At 64.1% G+C, this 14,704-nt stretch carries 13 protein-coding genes; 5 read left to right on the top strand and 8 right to left on the bottom strand.

Annotation, left to right across the window (positions count from 1 at the left end; all coding sequences use genetic code 11):
* Positions 1-142: 142 nt before the first annotated feature.
* Positions 143-3,493 carry a mechanosensitive channel MscK gene (mscK, locus tag ACGK9R_RS13045; RefSeq protein ID WP_394581896.1) on the top strand — a complete coding sequence of 1,117 codons (3,351 nt, stop codon included), beginning with the start codon at positions 143-145 and terminating at the stop codon, positions 3,491-3,493.
* Between the two features lies 1 nt (position 3,494).
* Here mscK and ACGK9R_RS13050 read toward each other — a convergent pair whose 3' ends face one another.
* From ACGK9R_RS13050 to ACGK9R_RS13060, 3 genes are read right to left on the bottom strand one after another with little or no spacing between them, the layout of a single operon-like run.
* Complete coding sequence (locus ACGK9R_RS13050) at positions 3,495-4,247, bottom strand: TlyA family RNA methyltransferase (RefSeq protein ID WP_394581898.1); 753 nt, start codon at positions 4,245-4,247, stop codon at positions 3,495-3,497.
* Between the two features lie 30 nt (positions 4,248-4,277).
* A complete protein-coding gene (locus ACGK9R_RS13055) occupies positions 4,278-6,290 on the bottom strand; it encodes a hypothetical protein (protein ID WP_394581900.1) in 2,013 nt (670 codons plus the stop codon).
* 30 nt (positions 6,291-6,320) lie between these two features.
* Positions 6,321-7,544, bottom strand: coding sequence for an acetyl-CoA carboxylase biotin carboxylase subunit family protein (locus tag ACGK9R_RS13060; RefSeq protein ID WP_394581901.1), 1,224 nt, complete (start codon positions 7,542-7,544; stop codon positions 6,321-6,323).
* A gap of 201 nt (positions 7,545-7,745) precedes the next feature.
* Between ACGK9R_RS13060 and ACGK9R_RS13065 the strand changes: the two genes are divergently transcribed.
* From ACGK9R_RS13065 to ACGK9R_RS13075, 3 genes are read left to right on the top strand one after another with little or no spacing between them, the layout of a single operon-like run.
* On the top strand, positions 7,746-8,075 hold the full coding sequence (locus ACGK9R_RS13065; protein WP_394581903.1) for a DUF1820 family protein: 330 nt from the start codon (positions 7,746-7,748) through the stop codon (positions 8,073-8,075).
* A gap of 59 nt (positions 8,076-8,134) precedes the next feature.
* On the top strand, positions 8,135-8,767 hold the full coding sequence (locus ACGK9R_RS13070; protein ID WP_394581905.1) for a TIGR04211 family SH3 domain-containing protein: 633 nt from the start codon (positions 8,135-8,137) through the stop codon (positions 8,765-8,767).
* Between the two features lie 32 nt (positions 8,768-8,799).
* The gene (locus tag ACGK9R_RS13075) at positions 8,800-9,429 is read left to right on the top strand and encodes a thiopurine S-methyltransferase (RefSeq protein WP_394581907.1); all 630 of its coding nucleotides are present in this window, start codon (positions 8,800-8,802) and stop codon (positions 9,427-9,429) included.
* 14 nt (positions 9,430-9,443) lie between these two features.
* Here ACGK9R_RS13075 and ACGK9R_RS13080 read toward each other — a convergent pair whose 3' ends face one another.
* Positions 9,444-10,037 (bottom strand): YajG family lipoprotein, encoded by a 594-nt coding sequence (locus ACGK9R_RS13080; protein ID WP_394581910.1) that lies wholly within the window; start codon positions 10,035-10,037, stop codon positions 9,444-9,446.
* 103 nt (positions 10,038-10,140) lie between these two features.
* On the opposite strand from ACGK9R_RS13080, the gene ACGK9R_RS13085 reads away from it, so the two are divergent.
* Positions 10,141-10,773, top strand: coding sequence for an alpha-ketoglutarate-dependent dioxygenase AlkB family protein (locus tag ACGK9R_RS13085; RefSeq protein ID WP_394581912.1), 633 nt, complete (start codon positions 10,141-10,143; stop codon positions 10,771-10,773).
* 33 nt (positions 10,774-10,806) lie between these two features.
* On the opposite strand, the gene ACGK9R_RS13090 is transcribed toward ACGK9R_RS13085, so the two are convergent.
* The 4 genes from ACGK9R_RS13090 to cysP are packed head-to-tail and all read right to left on the bottom strand — an operon-like array spanning position 10,807 to position 14,611.
* The gene (locus tag ACGK9R_RS13090; RefSeq protein WP_394581914.1) at positions 10,807-11,892 is read right to left on the bottom strand and encodes a sulfate/molybdate ABC transporter ATP-binding protein; all 1,086 of its coding nucleotides are present in this window, start codon (positions 11,890-11,892) and stop codon (positions 10,807-10,809) included.
* Positions 11,889-12,716, bottom strand: coding sequence for a sulfate ABC transporter permease subunit CysW (gene cysW / locus ACGK9R_RS13095; RefSeq protein ID WP_394581915.1), 828 nt, complete (start codon positions 12,714-12,716; stop codon positions 11,889-11,891). The genes ACGK9R_RS13090 and cysW overlap by 4 nt, the downstream gene beginning before the upstream one ends.
* Positions 12,716-13,570, bottom strand: a complete 855-nt coding sequence (gene cysT, locus ACGK9R_RS13100; RefSeq protein ID WP_394581917.1) for a sulfate ABC transporter permease subunit CysT — start codon at positions 13,568-13,570, stop codon at positions 12,716-12,718. The genes cysW and cysT overlap by 1 nt, the downstream gene beginning before the upstream one ends.
* Positions 13,571-13,579: 9 nt before the next feature.
* On the bottom strand, positions 13,580-14,611 hold the full coding sequence (cysP, locus tag ACGK9R_RS13105) for a thiosulfate ABC transporter substrate-binding protein CysP (protein ID WP_394581919.1): 1,032 nt from the start codon (positions 14,609-14,611) through the stop codon (positions 13,580-13,582).
* Between the last annotated feature and the right edge of the window lie 93 nt (positions 14,612-14,704).

Consider the following 14,704-nt stretch of genomic DNA (forward strand, 5'->3'; position numbering starts at 1 on the left):
GCAAAGCTGGAGAAAAAAGATTCAACAGGGCTTTCTATACAGCCTCGACGTTTAAGTCAACTGCTCACGATTGCGAAAGCCGCGATTACCCTGGACAATGGCGCCCTTGCCCGCCCAGCGCGGGTCGATATGTCAACGAGGCATGTACAACGTGGTGAAACGGGCGGTGATCAGGTGGGCAAGCGGCGCTCTGCTAGCGACGCTTTTAGGGCTTTGGGGCATAAGCGGCGCCGTGGCCGTCGAACTCGAGGGCGTACCGCCCAGAGAAGAGATCGAAGAACGGCTAACGGCGCTAGAGAACACCGAAGGCGAGCTCAGTGCTGTGCAGCAGGATGAACAGCAGGCGCTGGAGGCGGCACTCGATGGCCTCGACCGGCTCTCTTCGATGGAGGAGCGCCTGACGACGCTCGAGCAGCGTATGGACGATGCGCCGGCTACGCTCTCGCGCCTCGAGCGCGAGCTCGAACAGGCCGAGCGCGCCCGCGAGCAGCTCAGCGCCGAGGATTTGAGTGACGTGGCGCTGACCACGCTCGAGAGCCGCCAGGCCGATGCGGTGGCCGCGCTTCAGCAGCTGCAAAGCCAGCTCGCCGAAGCGAGCTCGCAGCTTCTGGCAGCGCAAACCCTGCCCGAGCGGGCCCAGCAGGCGATTTCCGATGCGCTCACCCGCAGTGAGCGCCTGCGCCGTGACATCGACGAGCGCGAAGCGCTGCTCGATGACCGCCAGCTTTCCGCCCAAAGCGACCCCGCCTTGATTCAGCTACGCATCAATCGCGCGCTGGCCGAGCGCGAGATAAGCCTGAATCAGCGCGAACTCAGCGCCAATAGCCGGCTGCGCGAACTTGCCCAGCAGCGCCGCGACCTGCTCTCGATGCAGATCGACGAACAGGAGCAGCAGCTCAATCTGCTCCAGGGCGTGATCGACCGCCAGCGCCGACTCGCCTCGGAGCAGGCGATCGCCGACGCCGCCCGCGACGACCCGCTGGTGGCCGAGGGGCACCCGGTGGTGCTGCGCGCCCAGCAGATCAATCAGAACCTGAGCCTCGAGCTTCTGCGAGCGACCGATCGGACCAACGGCGTCGTGCGGGAGAACATCGAGGCGCAGCGCCAGCTCGATCACGTCCGCCAGATGCAGCGCAGTCTCAACGAGCAGCTCGACGCCATTCGCGGAAGCCAGCTTCTGTCGCGCATTCTCGTCGAGCAGCGCCAGTCGCTGCCAGCAATCACTCCGCGGCGTGACCTGCAGGACGAGATCGCCGATCTGCGCCTGAAGCAGTTCGACCTGGTGCGCCAGCGCGACCAGCTCCGCCAGGGCGAGCGGCTGGCCAACCAGCGGCTGGAGGAGGCCGGCGTCGAGGTGACACCGGGGCTGGTCGATTCGCTCTCCAGGCTCTACCAGTCCCGGCGCGAGCTGGTCGACCAGTTGGAGCAGGCCTACGGCGAGCTCTTGAGCGCGGCGATCGAGCTGCAGCTCAACCAGCAGCAGCTTCTGGAGATCGGTGGCAGCCTTCGCGCTACCATCGACGAGCAGCTTTTCTGGGTCGCCAGCAGCCGCCCGCTGGATATCGCCTGGCTCCGGCAACTGCCTCAGAACCTTCGCACCGAGTGGCGCGAAGGCGAGTGGCGAAACCTGCTGCCGACCCGCTGGGAAGGGCTCTCCTGGCAGCTGCTCGTCGGCGCACCGCTGGTCGCGATCAGCCTGCTGCTGGCGGCGCTCAGGCCGCGCATCAAGGCTCGCCTGGCGCTGATTCATTCGCAGATCGGCCGGCTCAAGAGCGACACCCAGGGCCATACGCCCAAGGCGGTGCTGCTCAACGCGCTGCTCGCTATCCCAGGGCCGCTGGTGCTCGCCGGTATCAGTCTGGGGATCAAGACCATGCAGGCGCCGGCGATGCAGAGCCTGGCTTGGGCATTCCTGCAGCTGGCGCTGAGCTGGGGGGCGATCGCCTGGGGGCGGCGGCTTCTGGTTCCCGATGGAGTTGCCGAGCGCCACTTCACCTGGTCGGCGGGCTACAGCGCCAGGCTGCGTCGGCTGCTCGGTGGGCTGGGCGTGGCGCTGTCGATGGTACTGGTGATCGCCACGCTCTCCGAGCCCATGCAGACCCCGCTCGCCCAGCGCCCGATCGCGCTGGGGCTGATGTTCGTGGCGCTGGCCACCATGAGTTGGTGGCTCGCCCAGCTGATTCTCGCCCACGTGCCGTTTTTCGGCGTGCGCTTGTTCCGCCTTCTGTTGGGGCTCGGCATCGCAGCGGTGCCGCTGGTGCTGTTCGGCCTGGTGGCCTGGGGCTATGAGTACACCGCGCTGCGTCTGGTCGGGCGTTTCGCCATGTCGCTCTATATTCTCGGGCTCTGGATCATCGTCGAGGCCACGGTGGTGCGAAGCCTGGCCGTAGCGGCGCGCAGGCTTGCCTACCGCCGGGCGCTGGCGCGTCGCCGCGCCCAAGTGCAGGAGGGCGCCGAAGGCGGGCTCGAGGTGGTCGAGGAGCCGCCGCTGGACATGCACCAGATCAACAGCCAGTCGCTGCGCCTTTCGAAGCTGATTCTGCTGATCGGCTTTCTAGCACTTCTTTACCTGGTCTGGTCGGATCTGCTCGAGGTGCTGGGCTATCTCGATCAGGTGTCGCTCTGGGATGCCGGCGAAGACGATCTGGTCGGCGATACGCTGTCGATCGCCGATCTCTTTACCGCGCTTTTAGTGGTGGCGATCACGGTCATCATGGCGGGCAACCTGCCCGGGCTTTTAGAGGTGATGGTGCTCTCGCGGCTGTCGCTCAAGCAGGGCAGCGCCTACGCCATCACCTCGCTTCTCTCCTATACCATCGTGGGTACCGGGATCGTCATGGGGCTCGCCACGCTCGGTGTCTCCTGGGACAAGCTGCAGTGGCTGGTGGCCGCGCTCAGCGTGGGGTTGGGCTTTGGCCTACAGGAGATATTCGCCAACTTCATCTCGGGGTTGATCATTCTCTTCGAGCGCCCGATTCGTATCGGCGACACCATTACGCTTGGGAACCTGCACGGCACCGTCAGCCGTATCCGTATTCGCGCCACCACGGTCACGGATTTCGATCGTAAGGAGATCATCATTCCCAACAAGACCTTCGTTACCGACCAGCTGATCAACTGGTCGCTGTCCGACAACGTGACCCGGGTAGTGCTTACCTTCGGCGTCTCCCACGGCTCGGATCTCGATCAGGTGCATAAGCTTTTGCGCCAGGCCGCCGATGAGAACGCGCGCATCCTGACCGACCCGGAGCCTCAGGTGTTCTGCATAAGCTATGGCCCGCATAGCCTCAACTTCGAGCTGCGGATTTTCGTCAACGACCTGGTTGACCGGCTCTTCGCCGCCGACGAGGTCAACTGCCGGGTCGACGCGCTGTTTCGCGAGGCGGGCATTCGAGTGGCCTTCGAACAGATGGACGTGTGGCTTCACCGCGATGAGTCCGAGCCGGTCAAGGTGCAGTCGGCCAGTGCCTTGCCGCCGCCTACGCTGGGCTAGTTCATGCCCTGCTCGCCAGCAGCAGAAACTCCCGATTGCCGTCGCCGCCGGTGATCGGGCTTGGCTGCCAGTGGCTGACCGTCAGGCCGTGCTCGGTACAGCACGCGAGTATGCGCGCTTTCACATCCTCGAAGCGCGCCGCGTCGCGGACCATCCCGCGCTTGTCCAACGCCCCCGGGTCGAGCTCGAACTGCGGCTTCACCAGTGACAGCAGCCGCCCCCCGGTCGGCAGCAGCGAAGCGATCTCGGGCAGGATCAGCGTCTGGGAAATGAACGACACGTCCATTACCGCAAGGTTTGCCGGGTGCGCAGAAAGCGCCTCTTGAAGCGCGCTCGATTGGCTCATTGCGCGGGCGTTCAACCCTTCCAGGCAGGTCACGCGGGGATCCGTTCGAAGGCTCGAGTCGAGCTGGCCGTGGCCAACCTCGACGCCGATCACGTGGCGCGCGCCGAAGCGCAGCGCGCAGTCGGTGAAGCCGCCGGTGGACTGGCCGATATCGAGCACGTTCAGGTCGTCCAGGCGAAGTGCGAGCGTTTCGAGCACGCTTTCGAGCTTGAGCCCGGCGCGAGAAACGTAACGCTCCTCCGGGTCGTCGTCGATCACAAAGCGTGTCTCTTGCGGCCACTTCTCCGAGGCGCGCGTGAGTACGGTGCCGTCTTCAAGTTTTACCCGGGCGTTTCTGATCAGGCGCTGGGCGCGGGTGCGGGAGCTGGCAAGCCCCTGGCTTGCCAGCAGTTGGTCGAGTCGAATCATGTGAAATCGGAATGGCTTGTTGAAGGGGCGTCAGGCGTTTGGTGAACGGGTCGAGTTGATGGCCGGCAGGCGCGCCGCCCCCCAGCTTTGGTACAGATACTCCTGCACGCGCTCGAGCTCCTCCAAAGAGACGTTCGCCGGCTCGCCGCGCTCCAGCGGATCGTAGTGGTAGATGTAAAGGCGCGAGACGAACTGATCGAAGGGCAGCGACGACTCGCCGAAGCGCTCGCCGCAGCCGGCGGTACTGACCTTGACCCCCTTGCCCCAGTCCTGACCACTGTCGTTGTTGGGATTGAAGAAGTAAAGGCGCATGGTATCGGTCGGGTCTAAAGAGGCGCGCAGAATGGTGATCGCGTGCCAGCCCACGAAGCGCCCGGCGCTATCGGTCACCGCGATCCCCGCCGGCTGCGGGTGAATCAGGGGCTGGTTGCCGTTGTAGTACGGGTGGTAGCTGGCGTAGAAGTGGCGAATGAAGTGCTCGACATCGGTCAGTTTGCCGGTCGGCACGTCGACGTTGATCCGAAAGCCGCGCCCGGACCACCAGCCGTGAAACTCCGGGTTGACCCAGCGGTGCGGGTCGCCGTCGCGCTCGATGCAGCGCCGCCCCATTTCGGCGTAGATGCGATCCAGATGCGGCACCACGATCAGCGATACCGGGTCGAGATCCATGGGAAGCGTGGCGGCCACGCCCGCGCCGCTCTCACGAGAGGAGATCGGCTGGCCCTCGAAGTGCATGATGATCTCATCATCGCGGGTCGCCCAGGCGACCATCTGCAGCAGGTAGTCCGGGTCGTTGTAAGCCCACATCGAAAGCGCTCGCGCCGACTGACAGGTGGGGTTGTTGCCCTGGCCCACGCCCAGCGGCAGCCCCAGAAGGCAGAGCACGCCCTCCATCAGCCGCGCCTGGGGCGGGACCTCCCGGCCGTAGGCGCTTTCAAGACGCGCGATGGCCCAGGGCGACAGCGCCAGGTTGAGCTGGCGCCACATCGCCGGCGCTACCGGCGGCTGGTAAAGAATGCCGCGCTCGAGCATCAGCGCAAGACCGTAGGCGGCCTGGGCGGTAGCCGGGTAGACGCTTTGGCGAATCAGGCTGTGGACCAGCTCGCGGTAGCAGAGCAGGCAGTCGCGCCCGGTCGAGGAGAGCCCCAGCGCCTCGCTCAGCACGTGGTCGCTGTCATCAAGACAAAAGCGCAGCAGCACCGCGTGATAGGGCGAGACCAGGCCGGTGTCGTGCATGGCGCGGGCGAAACCGGTGGCTTCGGCCTGAAGTGCGGCGCTATCCATTCCCGCCAGGCGCGTCTGGTAGGTCTCGACGCCCGGGTCCTCGCGGCAGCCCTGGGTGGGGCCGAACAGCGAGCTGACCAGCCGGTCGGCGCCCTGGCCGCTGGCACCCAGGTCGATCGCCGGGTTGGCCTGACACTGGGCGATATGGCCGATCATCTGCTTGATACCGTCGACCTGCACCGGGCGCTGCTGCAGGATGCGCCAGATTTCATCGATCAGCTGGTCGATGATGTGTTCGAACCCGATACGGCTTGCCAGGTGCGCAAAGAGCGTGCGGGGCAGGGCGGCCATCCGCCCCTGGGTTTCGCGCTCGGCCTCGGTGGGCGCGCTGAACAGCAGCGTCAGGTTGAGCGCCATGACCTGGGTGAGGTAGTCGTGGGCGCCCTGCGCCGAGATCGATGGGTGCGTGATCTCGCCGCGGGCGACGGCCAGAAGCCGCAGCTCGCTGAGCGCTTCGATCACCAGGGTGTTGGGGTCTGCGCTTTTTAGCGAAAAAGCGGCCAGGCAGGGCTGCAGGTGCTGCGGGGTGTGCCAGTCGGAGCCTTCGAATACCGCGGCGGATTCAAGATCCGCGGCGCGGGCTTCGATGGCCTGACAGCCCCCCTCCTGAAGGAGGACACGGCGGGCCGTGTCCAGTACGCGAGGTAGCTTGGTCGGGCGGGCGAACGCGGGCGCTTGCTTCAAGCGCTCCAGCGCGTCGTCCAATTTTTTCAAAAGCCCCTCGAGCGGGGGCGGTGATGCTTCACGGCCAATCGTCACAACGACTCCTTTTCCCTGCAGTCGCGGGGATTATACATAGAAGTCGAGGTCTTCCTGATGTTTTAGCAGATCGCGCAGCTTGTGCGCGTCGTCGCCGCGAAAGTAGATAAGCCCCCAGTGGGTGCCGAAGGCGGTGCGTTTGGTGACGGTTTCCTCGAGCGGCGAGGTGAGCTCGTGGGACTCGAAGTAGGGGTGATCCTCGGTCTCTTCCGGGATCTCCAGACGGCTGACCACGCGGCGGCGCGGGTAGACCCCGAAGCAGCCGGCAAAACCGTCGGCGTCGACCACTTCCTTCGGGAAGAATGCGGCGACTTCCTCTGCGGTGCTTTTCGGGTCGAAGACCAGCATCGAGGCCTGATAGGCGTTGAAGCCGTAGACCCGCTCGAGCAGCTCGAACACCTTGAAGCCCGGCGGGCGGTAGGCGACTTCGCCGAAGTACATCTCACCGTCGCTGGTGACGAAGTATTCCGGGTGAATCAGACCGAATTCGATATCGAAGGTCTTGATCAGCTTTTCGATCTGGGCGGTGATCTGGGGACGGTACTTCTCGAGCTCCGGCGATGCGGGCACGAACACCGAATAGCCCAAGGTCACGTACTCGGAGATGTTCAGAAAGGCGATCTTGCCGTTATGGATCCACGCCTCGACGGCGAATTCCCAGCCGTCCAGGTGCGACTCCATCAATACCGGAAACTCCTCTTCCGGGATGGTATCGACCTCGTCCGGGGTTCGAATCACGCGGTGGCCAAGGCACCCGGCCTTGTCGAAGGCCTTCAAGTGAATCGGGTCGTTGGGGTCGCCGTCGAGCTTGAGCAGGGTCTGGTTGACGCGTTTGAGAAAGCGAATCACGTCGTCGCGGTCATGGGCTTCCTCGAAGATACCCACACGAATACCGCCGAGCTGCGCGCGGCGCTTCATCAGCGCCTTGTCACGCAGCAGTAGCGACTGACCGTACAGGCGTGGATTGTCGAGCAGCAGCGAGTTGATGGCACCGGCCCACTCCACGGTCTCCTCGAACAGTGGAATGGCTACATCGACGCCTTTCTCCTTGAGCGTTTCGGCGATTTCCAGCGAGCGGTCGTTCAAACGCTCGAAATTCCAGGCGACGTGAGGAATATTGTGCTGTTGGCAGTACTCTTCGGCCCAGTCCGGCGCCACGACGATATAGCGACGGTCGAACTTCTCCGCCGCTTCGATGGCGTTGAGGCTCCAGCCCAGAAGGGCGATATAACCTTTGCTCTTGTCCTTATCCATGCCGGTTACTCCTGTGGGGTACAAATTGCCTGCGATGACGCCACCATACACCCCTCGGTCACCCGGAAAAAAGCCGAGCCGACGGCCCGTTTTCAGGGCTTCAAAGAGCGAAACGTGCACGCGGCAGTAAAGGGCAGGCCCACAGGTATGATAGTCTAGGATCGAGTTTTTGACCTTCAGAGCCAAGAGGACGAGCCCAGAATGGCGGCCAGGCCGATCTACCGCGTAGTGGTTCACCAGCAGGGTGAAGTGTGGGATTTATACGTCAGAGAGATCTTTCAAAGCGAACTCTGGGGGTTTCTTGAAGTCGAGGAGTTTGTCTTTGACGATGTTTCACGCGTGGTGGTGGATCCCGGCGCGGAAAAACTGCAGCGCACGTTCGAGGGGGTGAAGCGCAGCTACCTGCCGCTGAACGCGATCGTGCGGATCGACGAAGTCGAGCGCGAAGGCCCGCTGAAGGTCGTCAAAAGCGAAAGCCGTGTTACGGAATTCACTCGTCCCTTCCCGCTACCACCACGCGGCGAAGGGTAAACGTTCAAGCGCTGGCGAAAGCGGCGCTGGGCGTTTGTGTTTATGATCAGGATTGAGTCATGCAAGTAAAAAAAACGCGTCTTACGGGGTATGTGGCGACGGCCTTACTCATGAGTACGGCAAGCGTTCCAGCGCTCGCCCAGAGCGATAGTCAGGCCTGGGTCAGCGAAGAGCTGAGCACATACGTGCGCAGCGGTCCCACCGATGGGTACCGCATCGTTGGCACGCTCGATGCCGGCGAACAGGTCGAAGTGCTCGAAGAGAGCGGCAACTACACCCGCGTTCGCGGTAGCGGCGGCGACGCCGTTTGGGTGCTAAGCAGCGAACTACAGCAGACCCAGAGCGCTCGCGAGCAGCTTCCCGAGCTCGAAGAGCAGGTCGAGGCGCTGACCGATGAGCTCGATGGCATCAACGATACCTGGGAGGAGCGCGTCGCCTCCATGCGCGAGACGCTCGAAGTGCGCGAACAGCGTATCGCCGAGCTCGAGGCGCGTAATCGTGAGCTCGACAGCGAAACCGATCACTCCCGCCAGCAGGTACGGGCGCTACAGGCGCGTCTGGACACCCAGGAGGAAGATCTGTTGATGCGCTACTTCATGTATGGCGGCGGCGTCGCCGGTGCCGGGCTTCTGGTCGGGCTGATCGTGCCGCACCTGCCGCGTCGGCGTAAAAAGCGCGACCGCTGGTTCTAGGCGGCGTTTTACCCCCAGTCGACGAGGTGGCGATGGAAAACGCGTGGCGCAAGCGCTGGCAGGAAGGGCGGATCGGCTTTCACCAGGCGCAGACGCACCCGGCGCTTGACGAGTACTGGCCGCGCATCGGCGTGGCGCCGGGCGCCAAGGTGCTCGTACCGCTATGTGGCAAGAGCCTCGATATGCGCTGGCTGGCAGGGCAGGGCCATGCGGTGCTGGGGGTGGAGCTGGCGCCGGAGGCGATCGCGCAGTTCGTCGCTCAGCGCCCGGTCGGGGTGTCACGCTATCGTCAGGGGGTGTTCGAGATCGCTCGCCAGGGCAGTATAGAGCTCTGGTGCGGCGATTTTTTTCATCTGACCATCCGCCAGGCTTTCGAGCTCGACGCCTTTTACGACCGCGCCGCGCTGATCGCGCTGCCGCCGGCCACCCGGGCGCGCTACGCATTTCATCTGGCCCAGCTGATGCCGCCCGGCGCCCGCGGGCTGCTGGTCGGCACTACCCACGATAACGGCGCCGACGGCCCGCCCTATAGCGTCGACGAGGCGGAGATTCGGGCGCTTTTCACGCCCAATTTTGCCCTCGAGCGTCTGGAAAGCGGGGAGAGTGATGAACGCGGCGTGCGCGAACAGGTGTACGCGCTCAAGCGGCGCGGGCCGGCGTGACCCGCGCCGTTTGATCAGCGTGCCAGCAGGCGGGCAAGCTCCGGGTCGCTGAACACGCGGTTCAGGCCGTCGCTGAGAAGGTCGTTGATCATGCGCGTGTTGGTCGCCTCGCCGGGCTTGATGGCGTAGCCCTGAGTGCGCCGTGATGTGTAGGTGCCGGTGTAGGTGGTGCCGCGGTTTTGCGCGATGGCGCGAAAGACCGCTTCGATGCGCGCTTCGTCCACCAGCGGCTGGCCGCTGTCGCCCTGGGTGTAGTTCAAGCTTGCAAGCTCCAGCGTCAGGCTCGGGCCGCCCTGGCCGGGGCCGCTGGTCGGATTGAAGCCCATTTCGCGCACGGCGCGCTCGGCTTCGGCCTGAAGGCGCGGGATGACTTCGTGACTGTTCACGGTGATCTGGGCGGTGGACATGCTGCCGCCAGCGCGGGTGCCGATCACTTCGCTTTCGCGGGCGTCGACCGCCGCCACGCTGACCTGCTGACCCGACCCCGCCTGGGGCACCTCGGCGGTGCGCTCCGGGCTCAGCTGTAGATATTGAGGGCTGGCGCAGCCGGCAAGCCAAACGCTTGCAACGAGCGCCGTAGAGAGCGTCAGAAAGGAACGCCGAAGCATGGGAATTCTCCGAGGTGATTGAAAAACGCCAGTATAGCCTGCGATTTGCCATCGGGTATATGGACGCCGCCACGCCTACCAGCGCCGCTACAAGGGAAGGCAAGTGAATCAGACACCGCTATTCGACGACTTCGCTAACCCTGCCAATTTGCTGCCTTTTGACGGCGAGGCGTTTTACATCAAACGCGTGCTGGAACGCGACGACGCGGCCCGCTACCTGGGTCGCTGTCTCGAGGAACTCGGCTGGGCGCACGAGCGGGTGACGATGTTCGGCCGCGAGATCGTCACTCGGCGCAAGGTCGCCTGGTACGCGGATACGCCGGCGACCTACACCTACTCTGGCCAGACGAAGCAAGCACGCGCCTGGCCGGCGCTATTGAGTGATTTGAAGGAGCGAGTGGAAAGCGCCTGCGGCGCGCGCTTCGATTCGTGCCTGTGCAATCTCTACCACGGCGGCGATGAAGGCATGGGCTGGCACAGCGACGACGAGCGCGAACTTGCTCCTGACGGCGTGATCGCCTCGCTGAGCCTGGGCGGCGAGCGGCGCTTTTCGTTCAAGCACAAGGGCAGCGGCGAACGGGTGTCGCTTTTGCTCGACCACGGTAGCCTGCTGGTCATGCAGGGCGCGACCCAGACCCACTGGTGGCACAGTCTGCCCAAAACCAGAAAACGGGTCGCTCCACGGGTGAATCTTACCTTTCGTCAGCTGCGCCGTGACTCAAACGAGGGTACATGAAACACACGCGCCGCTTTCAAGCGGCGCGGTGCGTCAGTGGGGCTGGTGGCTCTTCTGCGCTTCGTCCTTGAAGCGGTGCCAGCGGCGGGGGTGAGCGTAAAGACGCTGGCCGCGGTGAATCTTCAGGCGCTCGAAATCGGCGTGGCGCACCGTGGCAAGCCAGGGCTCGGCGAGCCAGTCGGCTTCGAGTTCGACCCGCACCTCGGCGCCGACCAGCGAGAACGCGGTGACGGTCATCGGCAGGTGAACGCCGGACTCGAAGGTTTCCGCCAGGCGCACCTCATGGGGGCGCAGCAGAAGCTCCTCGTCGCCGTTGGGCAAATCGATCTTGAGCTGGGCGTCGCCGCAGGTCAGTACGCCGTTTCGCACGCGCCCTTCGAGATGATTGACGTCGCCGAGAAACTCGAACACGAAGCGGTTCTTCGGCGCACGGTAGAGCGCCTCGGGCGTGTCGATCTGCTCGATACGGCCGTTGCTCATCACCACCACTCGGTCGGAAAGCTCCAGCGCTTCCTCCTGGTCGTGGGTGACGAACACGCTGGTGAAGCCGAGCTCCTCGTGCAGCCGGCGCAGCCAGCGGCGCAAATCCTGGCGCACCTTGGCGTCGAGCGCGCCAAAGGGTTCGTCGAGCAGCAGCACGTCCGGCTCGACCGCAAGTGCCCGGGCCAGCGACACGCGCTGCTGCTGGCCGCCGGAGAGCTGGGCGGGCAGGCGATTGGCGAACGCCTCGAGCTTGACCATTTCCAGAAGCCGATACACCCGGGCGCGAATCTCGCTTTTCGATGGGCGCTGGCTGCGCGGCATCACCGTCAGGCCAAAGGCGACGTTATCGAAGACGCTCATGTGGCGAAACAGCGCGTAGTGCTGAAACACGAAGCCGATCCGCCGGTCACGCACGTGCACCTGGGTCACGTCACGCTCGCCGAACAGGATTCGGCCCGCTTTGGGGGCAGTATCGGCGCTTTCGAGCCCGGCGATGATGCGCAAGAGCGTCGTCTTGCCGGAGCCGGAGGGCCCCAAAAGGCCCACCAGTTCACCGTCGTGAATGTCCAAGTCGATCGGCTCGAGCGCCTGGGTCTTGCCGAAGTGTTTGGCGATATGGTGCAGTTGAATGCTCATGAGAAGGCCTCGCGGCGGGTGGCGCGCCATTGAAGTGCGGCCTTGGCCGCCAGCGTCAGAAGCGCGATCAGCGCTAAAAGCGCCGCGCTCGAAAACGCCCCGACCGCATTGTAATCCTGGTAAAGCTGTTCAAGGTGAAGCGGCAGCGTGTTGGTCTGGCCGCGAATGGCGCCGGACACCACCGACACCGCGCCGAACTCGCCGACCGCCCGAGCGTTGGTCAGAATCACTCCGTACAACAGCGCCCACTTGATATTGGGCAGCGTCACCCGCCGAAAGGTGGTAAACCCCGAAGCGCCGAGGGTCACCGCCGCTTCCTCCTCGCGGGTGCCCTGGGCCTGCATCAGCGGAATCAGCTCGCGGGCAACGAAGGGGCAGGTAACGAAGATCGTCACCATCAGGATGCCCGGCCAGGCGAACATCAGCTGAATGTCGTAGCCGTCGAGAAAGCTTCCAATCCAGCCGTTACGCCCGTAAAGCAGCAGGTACACCAGACCCGCCACCACCGGCGATACCGCAAACGGAATATCGATCAGCGTTTGCAGGATACGCCGCCCGGGAAAGCGAAAGCGGGTGACCAGCCAGGCCAGCGCCACGCCGAACACCAGACACACCGGAATGGTCATTAGCGCGATTACAAGCGTGAGCCCAATGGCGTGCAGGGTGTAGACGTTACTGACGTTGGCCCAGAACACCGCTACACCCTGGCTAAACGCCTGGGCGAAGATGGCGACCAGCGGCAGCAGTAGAAAAAGCGCCGACAGCAGCACCGCAGCGGTAATGAGAAGGCGCCGAACGGCCGGCGCGTCTCCGACACGACGCATTAGCTGGACCCTCCATGCAGGCGGCGCACAAAGCGCCCTTGCCAGACGTTGATCGCCAGCAGTAGTGCAAGCGAGGTGAACAGCACCACCGAGGCGATCGCCGAGGCGCCGGCGTAGTCGTACTCCTGCAGGCGCACGAAGATCATCAGCGCGGTGATCTCGGTTTCGTAGGGCATGTTGCCGGCAATGAAGATGATCGCGCCGAACTCCCCGAGCGAGCGCACGAAGGCAAGTCCGGTGCCGGTCACCAGCGCCGGCCACAGGTGCGGCATGATCACCCGGCGAAAGGCCACGGCGTCGGTGGCGCCAAGCGACATCGCCGCTTCGTCGATCTCGCCGGGCAGATCCTCGAGCACCGGCTGCACCGTGCGCACCACGAAGGGAATACTGGTGAACGCCATGGCCAGCGCAATCCCGACCCAGGTGTAGGCGACCTGAATGCCGAGCGGCGCCAGAAGCTCGCCCATCCAGCCGTTGCCAGCGTAGAGCGTGGCAAGCGTTATGCCCGCCACGGCGGTGGGCAGCGCGAAGGGCAGGTCCATCAATGCATCGAGCAGACGCTTGCCGGGAAACTCGTAGCGCACCAGCACCCAAGCCAGCAGCAGGCCGAACACGGCATTGACTAGCGCCGCTACCGCTGCCGCGCCCACCGTGACCATGTAGCTTGCCACTACCCGGCCTTCAGTGATGATCGACCAGTACTGGGCGAGGCTCAACCCTGCCAGCTGGCCGAAAAGGCCGGTAATAGGCAAAAGCAGCACCAGCGAAATGAAAGTGACGCTGATTCCCATGGACAAACCAAAACCCGGCAGCACGCGGGTGCTGCCGGATCGGCGTAAGGTTAGCGAACGCATGGCTTGCCGTTAGCGACGCTGGAGCTGGTCGAGCATGGCGCCGCTCTCGAAATGGGTTTCCATGATCTCGTCCCAGCTGCCGAACACATCGTCAACGTTGAACAGCTCGGTTTCCGGGAAGTCGTCGGCGAACTCCTCCACCACGGTGTCATTATGAACGCGGTAGTTGAAGCCGGCGAGCGTGCGCTGGGCTTCTTCGGTGTAGAGGTACTCGAGATACCCCTGGGCAAGGTCTTCGTTGCCGTTACGCTCGGCGTTTTCGGACACCACCGCCACGGGGAACTCTGCCAGCACGCTCATCGGCGGCACCACGACTTCGTAGTCGTCGCTGCCGTACTCGCGGCGGATGTTGTTGACTTCGGACTCGAAGCTGATCAACACGTCGCCGATGCCGCGCTCGATAAAGCTCGTGGTCGCACCGCGGCCGCCGGTATCGAACACCGCCACGTTGGCCAACAGTTTGCGCATGAAGTCCTGAATCTGCTCTTCGTCGCCGTCGAACTCACGGTCAGCGAAGCCCCAGGCGGCGAGATAGGTGTAGCGCGCGTTGCCCGAGGTCTTGGGATTGGGGAAGACCAGCTCGACATCGTCCTGCACCAGGTCGTCCCAGCTTTCGATGCCCTTGGGGTTATCCTTGCGCACCAGAAACGCGGTGGTGGAGTAGTAGGGCGAGGCGTTGTTCTCGAACGCGTTCTGCCAGTCTTCGTCGACCAGGCCGGCGTCTGCCAGCACGTCCACGTCGGTCACCTGGTTGAAGGTGACTACATCCGCGCGCAGGCCCTGCATGATGGCGCGCGCCTGGGCAGAAGAGCCACCGTGGGACTGGCTGACGCTGACGGTTTCGTCGTGCTCTTCCTGCCACCAGGCGATGAAATCCGGATTGATGGCGACGAACAGCTCGCGAGCAATATCGTAGGAGGAGTTCAGAAGCTCGCGCTCCTGGGCCATGGCGGTGCCGGTTGCTCCGGCGGCAGCGGTGCCGAGTGCCAGGGCCAGCGCGGTGCGGGTAACGGGAGCGGCTACAACAGAGGTCAAACGCATCGAGTCTTCCTCATCGAAATTGGGGCCGGCCGAACCAGGACGAACGTCAGAAGCGACATCGCGTAGGCCAGACCTTGAGTGTATGGCCCTAGA

It is taken from the genome of Halomonas sp. HNIBRBA4712 (assembly GCF_043558675.1).
In the GTDB taxonomy this organism is placed as follows: Bacteria; Pseudomonadota; Gammaproteobacteria; order Pseudomonadales; family Halomonadaceae; genus Vreelandella.

Bases quoted from the DNA above. Each gene is read 5' to 3' on its own strand.
- ACGK9R_RS13075 (WP_394581907.1), top strand. From the start codon at position 8,800: ATGGAAAACGCGTGGCGCAAGCGCTGGCAGGAAGGGCGGATCGGCTTT.
- ACGK9R_RS13090 (WP_394581914.1), bottom strand. From the start codon at position 11,892: ATGAGCATTCAACTGCACCATATCGCCAAACACTTCGGCAAGACCCAG.
- cysP (WP_394581919.1), bottom strand. From the start codon at position 14,611: ATGCGTTTGACCTCTGTTGTAGCCGCTCCCGTTACCCGCACCGCGCTG.
- ACGK9R_RS13060 (WP_394581901.1), bottom strand. From the start codon at position 7,544: ATGGATAAGGACAAGAGCAAAGGTTATATCGCCCTTCTGGGCTGGAGC.
- ACGK9R_RS13070 (WP_394581905.1), top strand. From the start codon at position 8,135: ATGCAAGTAAAAAAAACGCGTCTTACGGGGTATGTGGCGACGGCCTTA.
- ACGK9R_RS13050 (WP_394581898.1), bottom strand. From the start codon at position 4,247: ATGATTCGACTCGACCAACTGCTGGCAAGCCAGGGGCTTGCCAGCTCC.
- cysW (WP_394581915.1), bottom strand. From the start codon at position 12,716: ATGCGTCGTGTCGGAGACGCGCCGGCCGTTCGGCGCCTTCTCATTACC.
- ACGK9R_RS13080 (WP_394581910.1), bottom strand. From the start codon at position 10,037: ATGCTTCGGCGTTCCTTTCTGACGCTCTCTACGGCGCTCGTTGCAAGC.
- ACGK9R_RS13065 (WP_394581903.1), top strand. From the start codon at position 7,746: ATGGCGGCCAGGCCGATCTACCGCGTAGTGGTTCACCAGCAGGGTGAA.
- cysT (WP_394581917.1), bottom strand. From the start codon at position 13,570: ATGCGTTCGCTAACCTTACGCCGATCCGGCAGCACCCGCGTGCTGCCG.
- mscK (WP_394581896.1), top strand. From the start codon at position 143: ATGTACAACGTGGTGAAACGGGCGGTGATCAGGTGGGCAAGCGGCGCT.